The organism is Bradyrhizobium dasycarpum (assembly GCF_042019905.1).
GTDB classification, from domain to species: Bacteria; Pseudomonadota; Alphaproteobacteria; order Rhizobiales; family Xanthobacteraceae; genus Bradyrhizobium; species Bradyrhizobium japonicum_B.
In genome coordinates this window covers 2,374,716-2,395,412 of the sequence record NZ_CP169574.1, presented here as the reverse complement: position 1 = coordinate 2,395,412, position 20,697 = coordinate 2,374,716, and the positions used below count along the sequence as shown (strand labels likewise).

18 protein-coding genes and 2 pseudogenes are annotated in these 20,697 nt (G+C 65.0%); 19 read left to right on the top strand and 1 reads right to left on the bottom strand.

Annotated elements, in window-relative coordinates; all coding sequences use genetic code 11:
* Position 1: 1 nt before the first annotated feature.
* From ACETMP_RS11845 to mmsB, 5 genes are all read left to right on the top strand, one after another.
* A complete protein-coding gene (locus tag ACETMP_RS11845; protein WP_375161084.1) occupies positions 2–1,078 on the top strand; it encodes an aldose epimerase family protein in 1,077 nt (358 codons plus the stop codon).
* Positions 1,078–1,956, top strand: a complete 879-nt coding sequence (locus ACETMP_RS11840) for an SMP-30/gluconolactonase/LRE family protein (protein WP_375161893.1) — start codon at positions 1,078–1,080, stop codon at positions 1,954–1,956. The genes ACETMP_RS11845 and ACETMP_RS11840 overlap by 1 nt, the downstream gene beginning before the upstream one ends.
* A 72-nt stretch (positions 1,957–2,028) precedes the next feature.
* On the top strand, positions 2,029–3,102 hold the full coding sequence (gene chvE, locus ACETMP_RS11835; RefSeq protein ID WP_257193866.1) for a multiple monosaccharide ABC transporter substrate-binding protein: 1,074 nt from the start codon (positions 2,029–2,031) through the stop codon (positions 3,100–3,102).
* A gap of 111 nt (positions 3,103–3,213) precedes the next feature.
* Positions 3,214–4,791 carry a multiple monosaccharide ABC transporter ATP-binding protein gene (gene mmsA / locus ACETMP_RS11830; RefSeq protein ID WP_375161083.1) on the top strand — a complete coding sequence of 526 codons (1,578 nt, stop codon included), beginning with the start codon at positions 3,214–3,216 and terminating at the stop codon, positions 4,789–4,791.
* Positions 4,788–5,978, top strand: coding sequence for a multiple monosaccharide ABC transporter permease (mmsB, locus tag ACETMP_RS11825; RefSeq protein ID WP_257177625.1), 1,191 nt, complete (start codon positions 4,788–4,790; stop codon positions 5,976–5,978). The genes mmsA and mmsB overlap by 4 nt, the downstream gene beginning before the upstream one ends.
* A gap of 116 nt (positions 5,979–6,094) precedes the next feature.
* Here mmsB and ACETMP_RS11820 read toward each other — a convergent pair whose 3' ends face one another.
* The gene (locus tag ACETMP_RS11820) at positions 6,095–6,262 is read right to left on the bottom strand and encodes a hypothetical protein (RefSeq protein ID WP_196236017.1); all 168 of its coding nucleotides are present in this window, start codon (positions 6,260–6,262) and stop codon (positions 6,095–6,097) included.
* A 174-nt stretch (positions 6,263–6,436) separates the two neighbouring features.
* On the opposite strand from ACETMP_RS11820, the gene ACETMP_RS11815 reads away from it, so the two are divergent.
* The 14 genes and pseudogenes from ACETMP_RS11815 to ACETMP_RS11750 all read left to right on the top strand — a co-directional run bounded on the left by ACETMP_RS11815 (position 6,437) and on the right by ACETMP_RS11750 (position 20,696).
* A complete protein-coding gene (locus ACETMP_RS11815; protein ID WP_375161082.1) occupies positions 6,437–7,015 on the top strand; it encodes a cytochrome c oxidase subunit 3 family protein in 579 nt (192 codons plus the stop codon).
* Entirely contained in the window at positions 7,015–7,275 is a 261-nt protein-coding gene (locus ACETMP_RS11810) for a cytochrome C oxidase subunit IV family protein (RefSeq protein ID WP_375161892.1), read from the top strand. The genes ACETMP_RS11815 and ACETMP_RS11810 overlap by 1 nt, the downstream gene beginning before the upstream one ends.
* A gap of 112 nt (positions 7,276–7,387) precedes the next feature.
* Complete coding sequence (locus ACETMP_RS11805) at positions 7,388–7,840, top strand: c-type cytochrome (protein ID WP_375161081.1); 453 nt, start codon at positions 7,388–7,390, stop codon at positions 7,838–7,840.
* A 34-nt stretch (positions 7,841–7,874) separates the two neighbouring features.
* Positions 7,875–9,221, top strand: a complete 1,347-nt coding sequence (locus ACETMP_RS11800; RefSeq protein ID WP_375161080.1) for a cbb3-type cytochrome c oxidase subunit I — start codon at positions 7,875–7,877, stop codon at positions 9,219–9,221.
* A 62-nt stretch (positions 9,222–9,283) separates the two neighbouring features.
* A complete protein-coding gene (locus ACETMP_RS11795) occupies positions 9,284–10,096 on the top strand; it encodes a CbbQ/NirQ/NorQ/GpvN family protein (RefSeq protein ID WP_375161079.1) in 813 nt (270 codons plus the stop codon).
* A 10-nt stretch (positions 10,097–10,106) separates the two neighbouring features.
* Positions 10,107–12,026, top strand: a complete 1,920-nt coding sequence (locus ACETMP_RS11790) for a nitric oxide reductase activation protein NorD (RefSeq protein WP_375161078.1) — start codon at positions 10,107–10,109, stop codon at positions 12,024–12,026.
* 70 nt (positions 12,027–12,096) lie between these two features.
* Positions 12,097–12,759 (top strand): annotated as a pseudogene (locus ACETMP_RS11785) (HAD family hydrolase).
* 7 nt (positions 12,760–12,766) lie between these two features.
* A complete protein-coding gene (locus ACETMP_RS11780) occupies positions 12,767–13,717 on the top strand; it encodes a sugar-binding transcriptional regulator (protein WP_375161077.1) in 951 nt (316 codons plus the stop codon).
* 293 nt (positions 13,718–14,010) lie between these two features.
* Entirely contained in the window at positions 14,011–15,324 is a 1,314-nt protein-coding gene (locus ACETMP_RS11775; RefSeq protein WP_375161076.1) for an ABC transporter substrate-binding protein, read from the top strand.
* 152 nt (positions 15,325–15,476) lie between these two features.
* Positions 15,477–16,349, top strand: a complete 873-nt coding sequence (locus tag ACETMP_RS11770) for a carbohydrate ABC transporter permease (RefSeq protein ID WP_375161075.1) — start codon at positions 15,477–15,479, stop codon at positions 16,347–16,349.
* A gap of 3 nt (positions 16,350–16,352) precedes the next feature.
* Positions 16,353–17,183 carry a carbohydrate ABC transporter permease gene (locus tag ACETMP_RS11765; RefSeq protein ID WP_028135527.1) on the top strand — a complete coding sequence of 277 codons (831 nt, stop codon included), beginning with the start codon at positions 16,353–16,355 and terminating at the stop codon, positions 17,181–17,183.
* A 14-nt stretch (positions 17,184–17,197) separates the two neighbouring features.
* Positions 17,198–18,205 (top strand): ABC transporter ATP-binding protein, encoded by a 1,008-nt coding sequence (locus ACETMP_RS11760; protein WP_375161074.1) that lies wholly within the window; start codon positions 17,198–17,200, stop codon positions 18,203–18,205.
* 31 nt (positions 18,206–18,236) lie between these two features.
* A pseudogene (locus tag ACETMP_RS11755) lies at positions 18,237–19,009 on the top strand (SDR family NAD(P)-dependent oxidoreductase).
* 40 nt (positions 19,010–19,049) lie between these two features.
* Positions 19,050–20,696 carry an FGGY-family carbohydrate kinase gene (locus tag ACETMP_RS11750; protein WP_375161073.1) on the top strand — a complete coding sequence of 549 codons (1,647 nt, stop codon included), beginning with the start codon at positions 19,050–19,052 and terminating at the stop codon, positions 20,694–20,696.
* Position 20,697 lies beyond the last annotated feature (1 nt).

Here is a 20,697-nt window from a genome sequence, read left to right as displayed (position 1 = left end):
CATGGCTGGCTCAACAATCGAAAAAGATGTCTTCGGGAGACTGCCTGATGGCCGCGATGTCGAGCGCATTGTGCTGCGCGGGGCAGGCGGATTCGAAGCGCGGATCATAACCCACGGTGCGGTGCTTCAGGCGCTGATCGCGCCGGATGCGAAGGGCGGTCATGAGGACGTCGTGCTCGGCCATGACGCGTTCGCCGGCTATCTCGCGGAACGAAAGTTCTTCGGCGCCACCGTCGGCCGCTACGCCAATCGCATCGCCAAGGGACGGTTTTCGCTGGATGGCGAGACGGTGCAGCTTGCCGTCAACAACGGGCCGAACGCGCTGCACGGCGGTCTCGATGGATTCGACCGCAAGCTCTGGGAGATCGTGGAGATCGACGAGGGCGCGCAGCCCGCAGTGACACTCGCCTATACGAGTCCGCACGGGGAGGAGAACTATCCCGGCCGGCTCGATGTCCGCCTGACCTATCGCGTCACCGGCCCGGCCGAATTGTCGCTTTCCATGGAAGCGCGCAGCGACCGGCCGACCATCGTCAACCTGACCAACCACAGTTTCTTCAATCTCGACGGCGCAACGTCGGGCACATCCATCCTCGACCACCGCCTGACGGTCGCCGCCGAGCATTTCCTCGCGATCGACCCCACCGCAATTCCCTTGCCGGAGCCGCCGCGTCGCGTTTCCGGCACGCCGTTCGATTTCCGCGAAGCTCGGCCGGTCGGCGAGCGCATCCGGCAGGGCGATCAGCAATTGCAGAACGGCAGGGGTTACGATCACACCTATTGCCTCGGCCGTGACGGCAAGCTCGCGCTCGCTGCAAGGCTGGAGGCGCCGCGCTCGGGCCGGATCATGGAGCTGTTCACCGACCAGCCCGGCCTTCAGGTCTATTCCGGCAATTATCTGGACGGCACGGTTTCGGGGAAGGGCGGCAAGCTGATCCGGCAGTCGGACGCCATTTGCCTGGAGCCGCACATCTGGCCTGATGCGCCGAACCGGCCGGATTTTCCGAACCCGCGCCTCGATCCCGGCCAGGTCTATCGCCATCACACGGTGTATCGCTTTGCAGTGAGGACGCCATGATGGAGCAGGTGCCGACCACCGTTCTCTCGGACGATCCCTGCCATCTCGGCGAGGGCCCGACCTATGACGTGACCACCGACACCGCCTGGTGGTTCGACATCCGCGAGGGACGGCTGTTCGAGGCGCAACTCGGCAGCGGCAGCATCCGCGTCCATGCGCTCGGCCGGATGGCAAGCGCGCTCGGGCGCATCGATGCCGAACGGCAGTTGATCGTCGCCGAAGACGGGCTTTACATCCGCAAGCTCGCCGATGGCGCCATGACGCTGTTCCTTGCGCTCGAGGCGGACAATCCGGTCACGCGCTCCAACGATTGCCGTGTGCACCAGTCCGGCACGTTCTGGATCGGCACCATGGGCAAGAAGGCCGAGCCGAAAGCCGGGGCGATCTACGCGCTCCATCGCGGCAAGATCTCGACACTGTTTCCCGGCATCAGCATCCCCAATTCGATCTGCTTCTCGCCGGATGGCGCTACCGGCTACTTCACCGACACTCCGCGCGCCGTGCTCTATGCGGTGCCGCTCAATCCCGCGACCGGCCTGCCGCGCGGCGAGCCGGAGGTGTTGCTGCGTCACACCGGCATTGGCGGTCTTGACGGCTCGGTGTGCGACGCCGACGGGCAGATCTGGAACGCCTGCTGGGGCGCGAGCCGGATCGACGTCTATTCTCCGCAAGGCGAACGCCTGCGTTCGCTTGGCGTGCCGGCACGGCAGGCGAGTTGCCCGGCCTTCGTCGGCCCCGACCTGTCGCGCCTCCTCGTCACCTCCGCCTGGCAGGACATGGACACGGCCGCGCGCGCCGCCGATCCGCAAGCCGGTTACACCTTTCTATTGGAGGCCTCCGCGCGCGGTCGCGCGGAGCCCGATGTCAAGCTCGCATAGGAGACAAGAAAGCAACCACGGCACGTTCTCGACGATACCAACCGACAATCTGAACACCCAAGGGAGTGAAACATGCAGAAACTGAAGACCGCATTCCTCGCACTGGCGCTGGCGGGCGCTGCGACGATGGCCACGAGCCTTCCCGCTGCCGCCCAGGACAAGGCGACCGTCGGCATCGCCATGCCAACAAAGTCGTCGGCGCGCTGGATCGACGACGGCAACAACATGGTCAAGGTGCTGAAGGAACGCGGCTACAACACCGACCTGCAATATGCCGAGGACGACATTCCGAACCAGCTCTCGCAAGTCGAGAACATGGTGACCAAGGGCGCGAAAGCGCTTGTGATCGCCGCGATCGACGGCACGACGCTGTCCGACGTGCTCAAGCAGGCGAAGGCAAAAGGCATCACCGTGATCGCCTATGACCGCCTGATCCGCGGCACGCCGAACGTCGACTATTACGCGACCTTCGACAATTTCCAGGTCGGCGTCTTGCAGGCGCAATCGATCGAGCAGGGGCTCGGGCTGAAGGAAGGCAAGGGGCCGTTCAACATCGAGCTGTTCGGCGGCTCGCCGGACGACAACAATGCCTACTTCTTCTACAACGGCGCGATGAGCGTGCTGAAGCCCTACATCGACAGCGGCAAGCTCGTCGTCGCCTCGGGCCAGATGGGCATGGACAAGGTCGCGACCCTGCGTTGGGACGGCGCCACGGCCCAGGCCCGCATGGACAACCTGCTCAGCGCCTATTACGGCAACAAGAAGCTCAACGCCGTGCTGTCGCCCTATGACGGCATCTCGATCGGCATCATTTCGTCACTGAAGGGCGTCGGCTACGGCAGCGCCGGTCAGCCGATGCCGATCATTTCGGGGCAGGACGCCGAGGTGCCTTCGATCAAGGCGATGCTGCGCGGCGATCAATATTCGACCATCTTCAAGGACACCCGCGACCTCGCCAAGGTCACCGCGGACATGGTCGACGCCGCGCTCGCCGGCAAGCAGGTCACGGTCAACGACACCAAGACCTACGAGAACGGCGTCAAGACCGTGCCGTCCTACCTGCTCAAGCCGGTCGTGGTCTACAAGGACAATTGGGAGAAGGTCCTGGTCGACAGCGGCTACTACAAGAAGGCGCAGTTCCAGTAAGGTTGTACTCCGTTGTTCCGGGGCGCCCGAAGGGCGAACCCGGAACCTCGAGATTCCGGGTTCGATGCTTCGCATCGCCCCGGAATGACGACGATTGAGGGACACATTGCCATGACCGCCATGCTGGAGATGCGCAACGTCAGCAAGAGCTTCGCCGGTGTGCAGGCGCTGCGCGACGTCAACTTCTCGGTTCACGCCGGGCAGATCCACGCGCTCGTCGGCGAGAACGGCGCCGGCAAGTCGACGCTGATGAAGGTGCTGAGCGGGGTCTACCCGTACGGCAGCTACGAGGGCACCATTGTCTTCGAAGGCGAGGAGCGGCGCTTCCGCGACATCAACGATTCCGAGGCGCTCGGCATCATCATCATCCATCAGGAGCTGGCGCTGATCCCGCTGATGTCGATCGCAGAAAACATCTTCCTGTCGCATCCGCCCTCGAAGCTCGGCGTGATCGATCGCGACGAGGTGTACCGGCGCACGCAGGAATTGCTGGCCCAGGTCGGCCTGAAAGAGTCTCCGGATACGCTGATCACCGATCTCGGCGTCGGCAAGCAGCAACTGGTCGAAATCGCCAAAGCGCTGTCCAAGCGGGTGCGGATGCTGATCCTGGACGAGCCGACCGCCAGCCTGAACGAGGCCGACAGCGCCGCGCTGCTCGAGCGCCTGATGGCCTTCCGCCAGCAGGGCATCGGCTCGATCCTGATCTCGCACAAGCTCAACGAGGTCGCCAGGGTTGCCGACCACATCACCGTGCTGCGCGACGGCCGTACCGTCGACAGCATCGATTGCCATGCCGAGCCGATCCAGGAAGATCGCATCATCCGCAGCATGGTCAATCGCGATATGGCCCACCGCTTCCCGGAGCGTAGCGCCAAGATCGGCGAGCCCGTGCTCGACGTCGCCAACTGGTCGGTCTACCACCCGATCCATCCCGAGCGGCAGGTGATCAAGAACGTCAATTTCGGCGTCAGGCGCGGCGAGGTCGTCGGCATTGCCGGATTGATGGGCGCCGGCCGCACCGAATTTGCCATGAGCCTGTTCGGCCGCTCCTGGGGAACCAATATCAGCGGCACGATCCGGCTAGAGGGGCGGGAGATCGTGCTGCCGAGCGTCGCGGCGGCGATCGACGCCGGCCTTGCCTATGTCACCGAGGACCGCAAGCAGCTCGGCCTGATCCTGGCCGACGACGTCCGCAAGAACATCACGCTTGCGAGCCTCGACCAGGTCGCGCCGAGCCGGGTGATCGACGACATCGCCGAGCTGAAGGTCGCCAGCGATTACCGCACCCGCATGCGCATCCGCTGCTCCGACGTCTACCAGGAGACCGGCCAGCTCTCCGGCGGCAACCAGCAGAAAGTGGTGCTGTCGAAATGGCTGATGACCGACCCGAAAGTCCTGATCCTGGACGAGCCGACGCGGGGCATCGACGTCGGTGCCAAGTACGAGATTTACTGTATCATCAACGAGCTGGCGGAGGCCGGCCGCGGCGTCGTGGTGATCTCCTCGGAGATGCCCGAACTGCTCGGCATCTGCGACCGCATCTGTGTCATGAATGAAGGCGCCTTCGTTGGCGAGTTCAAGGGCGCGGACGCGACGCAAGAGAAGATCATGCGCGCCATCATGCGCAACGAACGAAACATTGGGAACGCCGCGCCCGCGGCCGCGGAAATGGGAGGAATGCAGCCATGACCGACAAGACGGTATCGCTGCCCGAGGAGCGCCGGCACGGCAGCTTCATCAAGAACAATCTGCGCAACTACGGCATGCTGATGTCGTTGATCGCGATCATGCTGTTTTTCCAGGTGATGACCGGCGGCACGCTGCTGCAGCCGCTCAACCTGACCAACCTGGTGCTCCAGAACAGCTACATCGTCATCATGGCGCTGGGCATGCTTCTGGTGATCGTCACCGGCCATATCGATCTCTCGGTCGGCTCGGTCGCTGGCTTCGTCGGCGCGGTCGCCGCCGTGCTGATGGTGACCTACAAGGTCGACTACACGCTCGCCTTCATCGCCTGCCTGCTGCTGGGGGCGGCGATCGGTGCGGCGCAGGGCTATTGGGTGGCCTATTTCGGCATTCCGTCCTTCATCGTCACGCTGGCGGGCATGCTGGTGTTCAAGGGGCTCGCCCTCGCGGTGCTGCAGGGCCAGTCACTCGGCCCGTTCCCGGCAACCTTCCAGAAGCTGTCCTCCGGCTTCATTCCGGAGCTTCTGCCCGAGGCCGGCACGCTGCATCCGACCTCCATGCTGATCGGCGCCGTGCTCGCGCTCGGCCTCGTCTATGCCAGCGCCAAGGGGCGGTCGCGCGAGCAAGCGCATGGCATCGAGGTCGAGCCTTACGCGTTCTTCCTGGGCAAGAGCGTCCTGCTCGCCTGCGCCGTGCTCTATTTCACCTATCTGATCGCCTCGCATCGCGGCCTGCCGAACGTGCTGGTGATCATGACCGCGTTGATCGCGCTCTACGGCTTCGTCACTCGTCGCACCGTGATCGGTCGGCAGGTCTATGCAGTCGGCGGCAATGCGAAGGCGGCGAAGCTGTCGGGCATCAAGACGGAGCGGTTGACCTTTCTCACCTTCGTCAACATGGGCGTGCTCGCCGCGCTGGCCGGCCTCGTCTTCGCCGCGCGCCTCAACACCGCGACCCCGAAGGCCGGGCTCGGCTTCGAGCTCGACGTCATCGCCGCCTGCTTCATCGGCGGCGCCTCGGCCTATGGCGGCGTGGGTCGGGTCGGCGGCGCCGTGGTCGGCGCCATGATCATGGGCGTGATGAACAACGGCATGTCCATCCTCGGCATCGGCATCGACTATCAGCAGGTCATCAAGGGCCTGGTGCTGCTCGGGGCGGTGTGTATCGACGTGTATAACCAGCGACGGTAGCCGCAGAGAAGGTCTTGTAGGGTGGGCAAAGGCGCAACGCGCCGTGCCCACCACCGCTTCTCCGATCGAAAGAAGTGGTGGGTACGCTACGCTTTGCCCACCCGACGACTACGGCGCTACGGCAGCGGTGATTGCGTCGTGAACAACACCGCCGCGATCGCGACGGACAGGCTCACCGCCGATATCGTTGCCACGGTCGACAGCACCCCCATTCGCCGGAGCGCGAGGGCGAACACGATGATGATGGGGGTCGCCGTCATCAGCCCGATCTGTGCATCGCTCATCTCTTCGCTCGCCGTTTTGCGGAACCGCCCGATGGCATCCACCCTATGACGGCGGGGCGGGCGGAACGTTGCGGCAGCGCAAACGCGCCTTTGGCCGGTTGCACTATTTGTCCGGCGACAAAGTCGGAACGGCGCACGTGGGATATCTGTCCGGCGGCTTGATGCGGAAGGCAGATGTCGGCGACGGACCTCGAACAACCAGGCAGCGGCTGGGGAATCCTGGAAGATCTTCCCGGCGATCCCATGATCTGGGTGCTCATCTTCAGCGAGCTCGCCGCGTTCGGCCTGTTCCTGGGTGCTTTCGTCGTCGCTCGTGCGCTTCACCCAGCGGTGTTCGCGGCCGGTCAGTCCACCCTTGATGCGCATCTGGCGGGACTCAACACCATCGTGCTGGTGACCAGCGGCTGGGCTGCCGCACGGGCGACGGCTGCAGCACGCGCCGGCGACAGGGGACGTGCACGCGGCTGGCTGTTCGGCGCCATGGCGCTCGGCGCGCTCTTCATCGCGGTCAAGCTGCTCGAATATGCCGGCGAGATCGCGTCGGGAAACGGCCTGGAGACCAGTCCGTTCTTCACGCTGTACTTCCTCCTCACCGGATTCCATCTCCTGCATGTCGGCCTCGGCATCGTGATTCTCGCCGTGGTTTCCCGGGGCGCCCGGGCGGCAAGCGTCGAGACCGGAACCGCGTTCTGGCACATGGTCGACCTGCTCTGGATCGTCATGTTTCCCATCATCTATCTGGTGCACCCGTGATTCCCGATCGTCTCGACCTCACCTGGATCGTGTTGATCGGCCTCGCGCTCGCGACCCTTCTGGTTCCGGCGCTGGTGTCGCGACCCTTGTTCGCCAATGCCTTGCTGCTGACCTTCGCCGCCCTCAAGGGCCGCCGCGTCGTGCTTGACTTCCTCGACCTTCGCGCGGCACCGGCGCTCTGGCGCGGCCTCGTCAGTGCCTGGATCCTCATCGTGGTGCTGTTCGCGTGGCTCGCATCCGCCATCGTCGTTCTGATCTGACCCCCATGTCGCGCATCTTCGCGCTCGTTGCGCTTCGACAAAGATTGAGCGGCGCCCTTCGGCAATAAATCGCATCACCGAATTTTGCGACTCAAACCGGAAAGGATTGGCAATGGCTGAACGCCTGACCAAGTCGGCCGCTCGAAACGTGTTCTACGGCGGCTCGGCCTTTTTCTTCGCCATTTTCATAGGGCTGACGGCGCACAGCCACTACTACATCGCCACGACCTCCACGGACGCAACGACGCTGACGTCGTCGGTCGCCCGCGGCAAGCATGTCTGGGAGAAGCACTCCTGCATCAACTGCCACACCTTGCTCGGCGAGGGCGCCTATTTCGCGCCTGAGGTCGGCAACGTCTGGGATCGCTGGGGCGGCAACGAGGACCCGGCCGCAGCGCGCGAGACGTTGAAGGCGTGGATGCAGTCGCAGCCCTCCGGTGCGCCGGGCCGGCGGCAGATGCCGCAGTTCAACCTCACCAATCAGGAGCTCGACGATCTCGCCGACTTCCTGGAATGGACCAGCAAGATCAAGCGGCAGGAATGGCCGCCGAACAAGGCCGGCTGAGCGCCTTCCTCTTTCAAGACAGAGAGAACCCGAGATGAAATATCAAACCCAGAAAGTCGCGATGCTGTATTTCTACGGCGCGCTGACCCTGTTCCTGGCCCAGGTCCTGTTCGGCCTTCTCGCCGGAACCATCTACGTCCTGCCCAACACGTTGTCGGCCCTCCTGCCGTTCAACATCGTCAGGATGATCCACACCAACGCGCTGATCGTGTGGTCGCTGATCGGCTTCATGGGCGCGACCTACTTCCTGCTCCCGGAAGAGACCGAGACCGAGCTCTATAGCCCGCTGCTGGCGAAGATCCAGTTCTGGCTGTTCTTCGGCGCGGCCGGCGTCGCCGTGGTCGGCTATCTCTTCCACTATCACGAGGGCCGTGAGTTCCTCGAACAGCCCTTCATCCTCAAGATCGGCATCGTCGTCGTCTGCCTGATGTTCCTGTTCAACGTCACGATGACGGCGCTGAAGGGCCGCAAGACCACGATCACCAACATTCTGCTGTTTGGTCTGTGGGGCGTCGCGATCTTCTTTCTGTTCGCCTTCTACAATCCGGTGAACCTTGCCGTCGACAAGATGTACTGGTGGTACGTCGTCCATCTCTGGGTCGAAGGCGTCTGGGAGCTGATCATGGCCTCCGTGCTCGCTTATCTCATGATCAAGCTCAACGGCATCGATCGTGAGGTGGTCGAGAAGTGGCTCTACGTCATCATCGGTCTTGCCCTGTTCTCGGGCATCCTCGGCACCGGCCACCACTTCTACTGGATCGGCGCGCCCGGCTACTGGCAGTGGATCGGTTCGCTGTTCTCCACGCTCGAAGTCGCGCCGTTCTTCACGATGGTGATCTTCACGGTGCAGATGACCTGGAAGGCCGGCCGCAAGCATCCGAACCGCGCGGCGCTGTTGTGGTCGGTCGGCTGCTCGGTGATGGCGTTCCTCGGCGCCGGCGTGTGGGGCTTCCTGCACACGCTGTCCTCGGTGAACTACTACACCCACGGCACGCAGGTTACCGCCGCGCATGGCCATCTCGCCTTCTTCGGCGCCTATGTGATGCTGAACCTGTCGGTGATGGCCTATGCGATCCCGCAGCTGAAGGGACGTGCGCCCTATAACCAGTGGCTGTCCATGACGAGCTTCTGGATCATGTGCACGGCCATGATGGTGATGACCTTCGCGCTGACCTTCGCCGGCGTCGTCCAGGTCCATCTCCAGCGCGTGCTCGGCCAGGGCTACATGGACGTGCAGGACCAGCTCGCGATGTTCTACTGGGTCCGGCTCGGCTCCGGTGTGTTCGTCGCGATCTCCGCGCTGATGTTCGTCTGGGCCGTGCTGGTGCCGAGCCGCGAGAAGCAGGCGGTCATTCCCGCCGCGCTGCAGCCGGCTGAGTAAACGCAAAAGGCGGCCGCGGCTTGTCGCGGCCGCCGTCTCTTTCTGAATTCCGGAGGAAGATCATGAACGCAGCACTTCTCGCCGTGGCGGCACCTCGACCCGAGCTACCGGCCTATGTCGCGAGCGGCAACGAATGCGCGCTGTTCGAACACGCCTGGCGCCATCAGCTGCCGGTGCTGCTGAAGGGGCCGACCGGCTGCGGCAAGACCCGCTTCGTCGCGCATATGGCGGCCCGGCTCGGGCTGCCGCTTCACACCGTCGCCTGTCATGACGATCTGACCGCCGCCGATCTCACCGGCCGCTATCTGCTCAGGGGCGGGGACACCGTCTGGACCGATGGTCCGCTGACGCGCGCCGTGCGCGACGGCGGTATCTGCTATCTCGACGAGGTCGTCGAGGCCCGCAAGGACGTCACCGTCGTGCTGCATCCTCTGACCGACGATCGCCGCATCCTGCCGCTGGAACGCACCGGCGAGGAGCTGGTGGCGCCGCGCAGCTTCATGCTCGTCGTCTCCTACAATCCCGGCTACCAGACTCTGCTGAAGGCGCTGAAACCCTCGACGCGGCAGCGCTTCGTCGCCATCGAATTCGATTTCCTGCCGCCGGAGCAGGAGATCGGCGTTGTCTCCGCCGAAAGCGGGCTGTCGCCGGAGCAGGTGCGGCCGCTGGTGGGGCTGGCTGGCCGGCTGCGTGCGCTCAAGGGGCACGATCTGGAGGAGGGCGTCTCGACCCGGCTCGTCGTCTATTGCGCCACCCTGATCGCCGCGGGCACGGCGGTCGCCGATGCCGTGCTGGCCGGCATGATCGAGCCGCTCACCGACGACCCCGACGTCAAGGCGGCGCTGCTGGACGTCGCACGCGCCGTCATCGGGTGAGGCCGCACCGATGCTCGACTTCCTCGAACTGGAGGAGACGGTCGGCCGCGCCTGGCACAGGATGGTCGGCGGCACCGCGAGCTATCCGGTTCACGACGAACACGCCGTCGCGTTGACCGAGATGAGGGGGCGGCTCGCGGTGATGTTCCGCGCGCTCGGCGGCGAGACCGGGGTGCAGATTGCAAGCGCAGGCGCGCGAAGATCGGGGCACCGGCTCGGCTGGCGACAGCGCATCGGCCTCGGAGACGAGCGGCTCGAGCAGCCGGGCCGTGATGCTGCGACCATCTACCTTCCCGATCGCATCTCGATCTATCCCGACCGTGCGCTCAACGCGGCGCTCTATCGCTGGCTTGCGGCGTGGTTCGCCGCCGCGCCGATCGACACGATCACGGAAGCCGATCCGCTGCGGCGGGATCTGCTGGCGTTGCGCCGGGCAAGCGAGACGGCGGTCTTTGTGCTCACGCAATTCCCCGGCCTTGTCGGCGATTACGCGAAGCTTGCCGCAGCAACCGCCGAAGCCCGGCCCTGCCGTCCCCTCCCGCGGATCGAGCAGGAGGTTGAGCAGATCGTGCTGGCCCTGCTCGGAACCGGCAAGGCGCCCGCGGGCAAGCTGTGGCCGGCGATGATGGGAACGAGCCCGCTGCCGGACAAGGCGCCGCCGGGCTATCATTCGATCCTGCCGTGCCCGCTCTGGGGGGATTGCTGGACGCGCGATCTCTCGCCCGCTCACGCCGGCGAGGACGAATGCGCACCGGGCGCGGAAGCCGCGGCCGAGAACGATCGCAAACGCTTTGCCGTCCGAGAGCGCGAGGACAATGCCAACCGCCGCGATCCTTTCGTGCTCAACCGCTTCGAGAAGATCCTGGCGATGGCCGAGATGGTCAATGTCGACCGTCCGGCCGACGACAGCGAGGACGAGGATGCGCAGAAGGCGGCTGACGATCTCGAGGAGATCACGCTCAGCCGCCGCACCGGCAAGCCGGCGAGCCGGTTCAAGTTCGATCTCGACCTGCCGCCGGAAGCCGTCGATGCCTCGAAGTTGAATGCCGACCTCACCTATCCCGAATGGAACTATCGCAGCGGCTCCTATCTGCCGGATCATTGCCGCGTGCTCGCAGGCGCGGCCTCCGAGCAGGGTGAGAGCTGGACGCCTGACGATGCCATGCGCCGGCACATCCGTCAGGTGCGCCGTCGCTTCGAGGTGCTGCGGCCGCGCCACGAATTGATGCGCGCACAGACCGACGGACACGACCTCGATCTCGACGCGCTGGTGCGGGCGCAATGCGACCTGCGTGCCGGCAGCGGCGGCAGCGGTCTCGATCGCATCCATGTCGCCATGCGTCCGCAAGGCCACGATCTCGCCGTCACGCTGCTGGTCGACGTCTCGCTGTCCACCGACGCCTGGGTCGACGGCTACCGCGTGCTCGACGTCGAGAAGGAGGCGCTGCTGGTGCTCGCCCACGGTCTCTCGGCCTGCGGCGATCACCACAGCTTCCTGACCTTCACCTCGCGCCGGCGCTCCTGGGTGAGGCTCGAAACGGTCAAGGCGTTCGGCGAGCCGATGAACGCGACGGTGGAGCGCCGGATCGGCGCGCTGAAGCCTGGCTATTACACGCGGATCGGCACGGCGGTGCGTCACGCCGCGGCCGAGCTGGTCCGCCAGCCGCAGCGCAAGAAGCTGCTGATCGTCCTCACCGACGGCAAGCCGAACGACGTCGATCACTACGAGGGTCGCTTCGCGGTCGAGGACACCCGGAAATCGGTGCAGGAGGCGCGCCGGCTCGGCATCGCCGCCTTCGGCGTCACGGTGGACGCCACCGCGCAATCCTACTTCCCAACCCTGTTCGGCCGCGGCGGCTACGCCATCGTCGGCAACATCAAGCGGCTGCCCGCGGCGCTGCCTGCGATCTACCGGCAGGTTGCGCATTGATAACAAACCCCCGACGCCCGACTTCCTGTGAGCTATTGCTCACACTCTGGGTATATGATCGAATGGCGGGATGGAGCAGGACCGGCCGGGACCCGAACTGATCATCTTCGATTGCGACGGCGTGCTCGTCGACAGCGAGCTATTGAGCTGCCGGTGCTTGTCCGAGGTGCTGGCCGAGTTTGATATCGCGCTCAGCCAGCAGCAGGCGCTCGAGGCTCTTTCTCGGCCGCAGCACCAAGGCGATCGAGCAGCATTATCGTAGTCTGGGACAGATCGTGCCGGAGAGCTTTCTGCCGCGCCTGAAGTCGCAAGTGCTGTCGACTTTTGCAGCTTGTCTTCAGCCGATCCCCGGCATTGCCGGTGTGATGTCCGACTTGTCGGTGCCGTTTTGCGTCGCCTCGTCCAGCGATTTCGACCGCGTCGCGCTCTCCTCGATGTCACCGGCCTGCGGGCGTATTTCGGCGAGCGGATCTACACCGCGCAAATGGTCAGGCACGGCAAGCCGGCGCCGGATCTCTTCCTGCTCGCGGCGGAGAGGATGGGAGTGCGGCCTGCGCGCACGCTGGTGATCGAGGACAGCGTCAGCGGCGTTGCCGCAGGCAAGGCGGCCGGCATGACGGTCTGGGGATTTGTCGGCGGCAGCCATTACCGCGGCCGTGACGGGCAGGCTATATTGTCCGGCGCGGGGGCCGACCGGGTCTTCGCGCGCATGGGCGATTTCTGGGAGGCGTGAGGGCCGCATGGCCGCCGACAACGACAAGTCGCGACTCGACGATGCCGCGCGCGCCGGCTGGCTTTATTTCATCGCCGGTCACACCCAGGACGAGATCGCAAAGATGCTGCAGGTCTCGCGGGCCTCGGCACAGCGGCTGGTGTCGCTGTGCCTTGCCGAGCGCCTCATCACCTTCCGGCTCGAGCATCCCATCGCCGCCTGCATGGAACTTGCCGCGCGTCTGAAGCAGCGGTTCGAGCTCGTCCATTGCGAGGTGGTGCCGGCCGATCCGGCTGCTCCCCAGGCTACCGCAGGCATCGCGGAGCGCTGCGCCAATCTGCTCGATGCGACGCTGCGTTCGGAGACGCCTGTGATCGTGGCGCTCGGCACCGGCCGCGCCGTGCGCGCCGCGGTCGAGCGCGTCACCCCGATCGACCGGCCCAATCACCAGATCGTCTCGCTGGTCGGCAACATCTCCGCCGACGGTTCGGCGAGTTTCTACGACACCGTCGGCCGGCTCGCCGACCGCACCGGAGCGCGGCACTATCCGATGCCGCTGCCGTTCCTGATGTCGTCCGAGGACGAGCGCAACAAGATGGTCCGCATCGAGCCGATCGCCAGGGTGAAAGCGGTCGCGGCCAAGGCGGATTTGCGCCTTGTCGGCATCGGGCAGATGGACCAGAGGGCGCAGGTTCACATCGACGGCTTCGTCACCCGCGACGAATTGTTCGAGATGATGCGGCTCGGCGCCATCGGCGAGATCACCGGCTGGGCCTATGATTCCAAGGGACGTCTGCTCAAGGCCGGCACCAACAAGCGCCTCACCAGCATTCCGCCGGAGGTGCCGGCGAAGACAACGACGATCGGTGCCGCTGTGGGGGCGGCGAAGGTCCCGGCCATCGCGGCCGCCCTGAACGGGGGGCTGATCAACGGCCTGATCACCGACGAGACCACCGCAAGGGCGATTCTGGAGCGGTAGGGCGGGCGGTCTCGCCACTTGCTCCGCTGTCATCATCCGCGAAAGCGGATGATCCAGTACGCCGCGGCCCCCGCTTGGGCAAACCAGCTGACCACAGGGAGTACTGGGTGCCCCGCTTTCGCGGAGCACGACAGTGTGGGTCAAGGCATCCACCTGCCACCACTCCCGCACCGCAGCACTCATAAGTTAGTTGCGGGAACGCGCGCGCGCCTGCTTGACAATCCTCTTTGCTTGAGTTGAACATACGCCCAACGCGTGGGCATATGCTCAAACGCGATTGAGGGGAGGTCACCGTGAAGCTCGTCCTGGGCGCCGTCTGCGGCGCATCTGCACTTTTGCTGGCCGTTCCCGCGATGGCCGAAACGACCCTGACGATCGCCACCGTCAACAACGGCGACATGATCCGCATGCAGGGGCTGACGAGCGAGTTCACCAAGAAGAACCCCGACATCACGGTGAAATGGGTGACGCTGGAGGAGAACGTGCTGCGCCAGCGCGTCACCACCGACATCGCCACCAAGGGCGGTCAATTCGACGTGCTCACCATCGGCACCTACGAGGTGCCGATCTGGGCCAAGAAGGGCTGGCTGGTGCCGCTCGCCAATCTCGGCGGTGATTACGACGTCGCCGACCTCCTGCCCAGGATCAAGGATGCGGTCTCCGTCGACGGCAAGCTCTACGCCGCGCCGTTCTATGGCGAGAGCTCGATGGTGATGTATCGCACCGATCTGTTCGAGAAGGCCGGCCTGAAGATGCCGGAAAAGCCGACCTGGGATTTCGTGGTCGATGCCGCCAAGAAGCTCACCGACAAGGGTGCAGGCACCTACGGCATCTGCCTCCGCGGCAAGGCCGGCTGGGGCGAGAACATGGCGTTTCTTTCGGCCATGGCCAATTCCTACGGAGCGCGCTGGTTCGACGAGAAGTGGCAACCCCAGTTCAACACGCCGGAATGGAAGACGACGCTGACGACCTACGTCAATCTCATGAAGGACGCCGGCCCGCCCGGTGCGAGCTCCAACGGCTTCAACGAGAATCTGGTGCTGTTCAACGCCGGCAAGTGCGCGATGTGGATCGACGCCACCGTCGCGGCATCCTTCGTCACCAACCCGAAGGACTCCAAGGTCGCGGACAAGGTCGGTTTCGCGCTGGCTCCCAACACCGGCCTCGGCAAGAACGCCAACTGGCTGTGGGCCTGGAATCTCGCGATCCCCGCCGGCTCCAAGAAGACGGAGGCTGCCGAGAAGTTCATCGCCTGGGCGACCAGCAAGGACTACACCAAGCTCGTCGCCTCGAAGGACGGCTGGGCCAACGTGCCGCCGGGCACACGCACCTCGCTCTACCAGAACCCCGACTATCTGAAGGTCGCCCCGTTCGCCAAGCTGACGCTGGCCTCGATTGACGCGGCCGATCCGAACAAGCCGACGGTGAAGCCGGTGCCTTATGTCGGGGTGCAATACGCCGCGATTCCCGAATTCCAGGGCATCGGCACCCAGGTCGGCCAGCAATTCTCCGCCGCGCTGGCGGGCTCGATGACGGTCGATGCCGCGCTGACTGCGGCGCAATCGGCGACCGAGCGCGAAATGAAGCGCGCCGGCTACATCAAGTGAACCCGAGCTCGACCTCCTGAGCTCCGACTTGGGGCCATCCGCCGATCCCCGGATGGATGGCCGCCTTCTTTCCGAGGTTTCATTCTGACGCGCTTTTTTCCCGCGAACCGGTCGCCGCTTCGCTCGAAAACGCTCTAAAGGAGAAGTCAGGCATGGCAACCCGGCAGACGCAGCTCCTTGCGCGCTCGCTCCTGACGCCTGCGGTCGGGCTGCTCTTCATCTGGATGATCGTTCCGCTGGCGCTGACGATCTATTTCTCGACCCTGCATTACAGCCTGCTCGATCCCGGCTCCGAGTCGTTCGTGGGCCTGGAGAACTTCCGCTACTTCCTCACCGATCCCGCCTTCCTGGCCTCGCTTCGGAACACGCTGGTGCTGGTCGGCTCAGTGCTCGCGCTGACGATCCTGCTCGGCATTCCGCTCGCGCTGTTGATGGACCAGCCGGTGATCGGGCGCAATTTCGTGCGGCTGATGGTGATCGCGCCGTTCTTCGTGATGCCGACGGTCAGCGCGCTGGTCTGGAAGAACCTGTTGATGCATCCGGTGTCCGGCCTGTTCGCCTGGCTCGCCTCGTTGTTCGGCCTGACGCCGATCGACTGGTTCAACGATGTGCCGCTCTTTGCGGTGATCCTGATCGTGACCTGGCAATGGCTGCCGTTCGCGACGCTGATCCTGCTCACCGCGCTGCAATCGCTCGACGAAGAGCAGAAGGAGGCCGCCGAAATGGACGGCGCCCCCGCGGTATCGACCTTCATCTACATCACGCTGCCGCATCTGGCGCGTCCCATCACGGTGGTGATCCTGATCGAGACCATCTTCCTGCTGACGGTGTTTGCCGAGATTTTCGTCACCACCGGGGGAGGGCCGGGCCTGCAAACCACCAACATCGCCTTCCTGATCTATTCGCAGGCGCTGATCCAGTTCGACGTCGGCACCGCCTCGGCGGGCGGCCTCGTCGCCGTGGTGATCGCCAACGTCGTCGCCTTCTTCCTCGTCCGCATCGTCGGCCGCAATCTGGAGGCTTGAAACATGGCGCGGATGGCGACGACGCGGCGGGTGGTGGTCTCGACGATCGGAGCGTGGTTCTTCGGCTTCCTGATCTTCTTCCCGATCCTGTGGATGATGCTGACGAGCTTCAAGACCGAGCTCGAGGCCTTTGCCATTCCACCGTCCTTTCTGTTCTTCCACTGGACCACGGAAAACTATGCCACCGTCCAGGAGCGCAGCGACTATTTTCACCACGCGATGAACTCGATCGTCATCGCCGGCGGCTCGACGCTCATCGCTCTCTTGATCGCCATTCCCGCGGCCTGGTCGATGGCGTTCTCGCCGACCAAGCGCACCAAGGACATCTTACTCTGGATGCTCTCGACCAAGATGATGCCGCCGGTCGGCGTCTTGGTGCCGATCTACCTGATCTACAAGTCGTTCGGTCTGCTGGATTCCCGCATTGGCCTCGTCTTCATCCTGTGCCTCGGCAATCTGCCGATCGTCATCTGGATGCTCTTCACCTATTTCAAGGAGATCCCGCGCGACATTCTCGAAGCCGCGCGCATGGACGGCGCCACCATCGGCCGCGAGCTGGTCTACGTGCTGACGCCGATGGCGATCCCGGGGCTGGCGTCCACGATGCTGCTGAACCTGATCCTCGCCTGGAACGAGGCGTTCTGGACGCTCAATTTGTCGACCTCGAACGCGGCGCCGCTGACCACGTTCATTGCCTCCTATTCGAGCCCGGAAGGGCTGTTCTGGGCAAAGCTGTCGGCGGCCTCGACGATGGCGATCGCGCCCATTCTCGTCCTCGGTTGGTTCAGCCAGAAGCAGCTCGTGCGCGGGCTCACCTTTGGCGCGGTGAAGTAGGGGGGCTGCCGGACATGGGTCAAATCACACTTCAAGGCGTGCAGAAATCGTTCGGCCCCGTGCACATCATCAAGGGCGCCGACCTCGACATCGCCGACGGCTCCTTCGTGGTCTTCGTCGGCCCGTCCGGTTGCGGCAAGACGACCTTGCTGCGGTTGATTGCCGGGCTCGAAGACGTCTCCGGCGGCAGGATCCTGATCGACGGCAAGAACGTCGTCGACACGCCGCCCGCCAAGCGCGGGCTGTCGATGGTGTTTCAGTCCTACGCGCTCTATCCGCATATGAGCGTGCGCGGCAATATCGGCTTCGGCCTGAAGATGGCCGGCCTTGCCAAGGACGAGATCAACCGCAAGGTCGAGGCCGCCGCCGCGACGCTGAACCTCACGCCCTATCTCGACCGCAAGCCGCGCGAGCTCTCCGGCGGCCAGCGCCAGCGCGTCGCGATCGGCCGCGCCATCGTGCGCGAGCCCAAGGCCTTCCTGTTCGACGAGCCCCTCTCCAACCTCGATGCCGCGCTGCGCGTGCAGATGCGCATCGAGGTGACCAGGCTGCAGAAGCAGCTCGGCACCACCGCGATCTACGTCACGCATGACCAGGTCGAGGCCATGACCATGGCCGACAAGATCGTCGTGCTCAACGGCGGCAAGATCGAGCAATATGGCTCGCCGCTGGAGCTCTACGAGCGGCCGGCCAATCTCTTCGTTGCCGGCTTCATCGGCTCGCCCAGGATGAATTTCGTCACCGGCGAGCTCGCTGCGCAGCAGCGCGCGACCACGATCGGCGTACGGCCGGAGCACCTCAAGATCGAGCGCGACGGCGCCGGCGGCTGGCTGGGCACGATCGCGGTCGCCGAGCATCTCGGCAGCGACACCTTTCTTTATGTCGATGCCGGCGCGCTCGGCATGCTGACGGCGCGCCATGTCGGGGAATTGAGCCTGCACGCCGGCGACCGCGTCTCGCTGTTGCCGGACCCTGCGCGCATCCACCGCTTCGACGAGGCCGGCAACGCGCTTCGACGCTGACAAGAAACGTCAAGACAACGGAAACACCGCCATGTACCTGGAAAAATTCAAGCTGGACGGCAAGACCGCGTTCATCACCGGTGGCGGGCAGGGCATCGGCCTTGGCTGCGCGGAAGCGCTGGCTGAAGCCGGCGCCAGGGTGATCATCGGCGACCGCGACGGCAAGGTCGCCGACAGCGCCAAGGCCAGCCTGAAGACAAGGGCTTCAACATCGAGACCGCGGTCATGGACGTGACCGATACCAAGCGGGTGGCGGAAGTCGCGAACGACCTCGTCGCCCGCCACGGCAAGGTCGACATTCTCGTCAACAATGCCGGAATCGCCCGCAGCGAAACCCCGGCCGAAACCGTCACCGACGAGCACTGGCTCAACGTCATCGACGTCAATCTCAACGGCACGTTCTGGTGCTGCCGCGAATTCGGCAAGCACATGCTGAAGGCGAAAAGCGGCGCCATCGTCAATGTCGGCTCGATGTCCGGCTTCATCGTCAACAAGCCGCAGGAGCAGTGCTTCTACAACGCCTCCAAGGCGGCGGTGCATCACCTGACCAAATCGTTGGCCGCTGAATGGGGCGCGCGCGGCATCCGCGTCAATGCGGTGGCGCCGACCTATATCGAGACGCCGCTCAACGCCTTCGTGAAGAGCAATGCCCAGATGTACGACGCCTGGATCGGTGGAACTCCGATGGCGCGGATGGGGCAGGTCGAGGAGATCGCCTCCGTCGTGCTGTTCCTCTCCTCGGAGGCCGCGAGCCTGATGACCGGCAGCATCGTGCTGGTGGATGGCGGGTACACTTGCTGGTAGGCTGACCGTTAAAAGCGACGGAAAGCGACCGGGAGCGACAATGCCGCGAGCGTATATCGGCGTCGACGTAGGGACCACCAGCGCGCGGGCGGGGGTGTTTGACGAGGCCGGAGACCTGCTTGCGACCGCGCGGCATCCGATCCGCATCTGGCACGAGGCCGGCGACATCGTCGAGCAGTCGTCTCAGGACATCTGGGAGGCCTGCACGACGTCGGTGCGAGCGGCGATGGCGCAAGTGAGCATTGCGCCCGACAGCGTCGGCGGCATCGGCTTTGACGCCACGTGTTCGCTGGTTGTCCTCGACAAACAGGGCGAGCCGCTCACCGTCAGCGCGACCGGCGAGGCGCAGCGCAATGTCATCGTCTGGATGGATCATCGTGCCATTGCCGAGGCACGGCTGATCAACGAGACCGAAGATGCCGTGCTTCGCTATGTCGGCGGCTCGATCTCGCCAGAGATGGAGATGCCGAAGCTGCTATGGCTGAAGCGGCACCTTCGTGGCAGCTTCGACGCAGCCGGCCACTTCTTCGACCTGGCGGATTATCTGACTTGGCGCGCGACCGGCTCGCTGCAGCGCTCAACCTGCACCGTCACCTGCAAATGGAACTATCTGGCCCATGATGGCGGCGGCTGGAGCACGCAATTCTTCAAGCGTATCGGCCTGTCGGACTTCGTGAACGAGACATACGCCCGCATCGGCACCGAGATCGTTGCTCCCGGCACGCGGCTCGGCAGCGGTCTGACCCGCACGGCCGCGGCGGAGCTCGGCCTGTCGCCGGGCACACCGGTCGGTGCCTCGCTGATCGACGCCCATGCCGGCGGCATCGGCGCGATCGGTGGCCGCAACGGCTCGGGTGGGGACAGCGATGTCTGCGACCGGCTCGCCTACATCATGGGGACGTCGGCCTGCATCATGGCGACGACCAAGGAGCCGTGCTTCGTGCCGGGGGTGTGGGGACCCTATTACTCCGGCATGGTCCCGGACTTCTGGCTCAACGAGGGCGGTCAGTCCGCCGCGGGCGCGGCGATCGACCATCTGCTCAAGTCGCATCCGGCCCATGCCGAGGCCAGCGCGGCGGCGCGCGGCGAGGGGCTCGACCTCATCGACTTCCTCGAGCGCCGGATCATCGCACGTGCCGGCGATGCCAGCCGCGCCGCGCTGCTCGCCCGCAATATCCATGTCCTGCCTGAGTTCATCGGCAACCGCTCGCCCCACGCCGATCCGGATACGCGCGCGGTGATTGCCGGCCTCGATCTCGACACCGACATCGCCTCGATGGAGCGGCTGTTCGTCGCCGGCCTGTGCGGGCTCGCCTATGGGCTCGCCGAGGTGATCGAGGCCTTTGCCGCGCATGGCGTGCGCGCCCGCATGATGATCATGGGCGGCGGCGCCAGCCGCAGCCCGCTGGTACGGCAGATCATGGCCGACACGACGGGGCTCACCGTCGCGCTGCCGCAGACGAAGGAGCCGGTGCTGCTCGGTGCCGCGATGCTGGGGGCGGTGGCCGGCGGGGCCTATGCGTCGATCGGCGAGACCATGGCCAGGATGTCGGCGCTGGGACGGAAGAGCGAGCCGACCGCGCCCGACATGGCGGCGTTTCACACCCGCAAGCGCGAGGTCTACAAGCTGCTGCGCGAGCTCGATCGCGGCAGTCGCGCGGCGATGAGCGGCATCGCGAGAGGTTGAA

Bases quoted from the DNA above. Each gene is read 5' to 3' on its own strand.
- ACETMP_RS11780 (WP_375161077.1), top strand. From the start codon at position 12,767: ATGGCCGCCGACAACGACAAGTCGCGACTCGACGATGCCGCGCGCGCC.
- ACETMP_RS11800 (WP_375161080.1), top strand. From the start codon at position 7,875: ATGAAATATCAAACCCAGAAAGTCGCGATGCTGTATTTCTACGGCGCG.
- mmsA (WP_375161083.1), top strand. From the start codon at position 3,214: ATGACCGCCATGCTGGAGATGCGCAACGTCAGCAAGAGCTTCGCCGGT.
- chvE (WP_257193866.1), top strand. From the start codon at position 2,029: ATGCAGAAACTGAAGACCGCATTCCTCGCACTGGCGCTGGCGGGCGCT.
- ACETMP_RS11840 (WP_375161893.1), top strand. From the start codon at position 1,078: ATGGAGCAGGTGCCGACCACCGTTCTCTCGGACGATCCCTGCCATCTC.
- ACETMP_RS11790 (WP_375161078.1), top strand. From the start codon at position 10,107: ATGCTCGACTTCCTCGAACTGGAGGAGACGGTCGGCCGCGCCTGGCAC.
- ACETMP_RS11815 (WP_375161082.1), top strand. From the start codon at position 6,437: ATGTCGGCGACGGACCTCGAACAACCAGGCAGCGGCTGGGGAATCCTG.
- ACETMP_RS11795 (WP_375161079.1), top strand. From the start codon at position 9,284: ATGAACGCAGCACTTCTCGCCGTGGCGGCACCTCGACCCGAGCTACCG.
- ACETMP_RS11820 (WP_196236017.1), bottom strand. From the start codon at position 6,262: ATGAGCGATGCACAGATCGGGCTGATGACGGCGACCCCCATCATCATC.
- ACETMP_RS11765 (WP_028135527.1), top strand. From the start codon at position 16,353: ATGGCGCGGATGGCGACGACGCGGCGGGTGGTGGTCTCGACGATCGGA.
- ACETMP_RS11770 (WP_375161075.1), top strand. From the start codon at position 15,477: ATGGCAACCCGGCAGACGCAGCTCCTTGCGCGCTCGCTCCTGACGCCT.
- ACETMP_RS11760 (WP_375161074.1), top strand. From the start codon at position 17,198: ATGGGTCAAATCACACTTCAAGGCGTGCAGAAATCGTTCGGCCCCGTG.
- ACETMP_RS11805 (WP_375161081.1), top strand. From the start codon at position 7,388: ATGGCTGAACGCCTGACCAAGTCGGCCGCTCGAAACGTGTTCTACGGC.
- ACETMP_RS11845 (WP_375161084.1), top strand. From the start codon at position 2: ATGGCTGGCTCAACAATCGAAAAAGATGTCTTCGGGAGACTGCCTGAT.
- ACETMP_RS11750 (WP_375161073.1), top strand. From the start codon at position 19,050: ATGCCGCGAGCGTATATCGGCGTCGACGTAGGGACCACCAGCGCGCGG.
- mmsB (WP_257177625.1), top strand. From the start codon at position 4,788: ATGACCGACAAGACGGTATCGCTGCCCGAGGAGCGCCGGCACGGCAGC.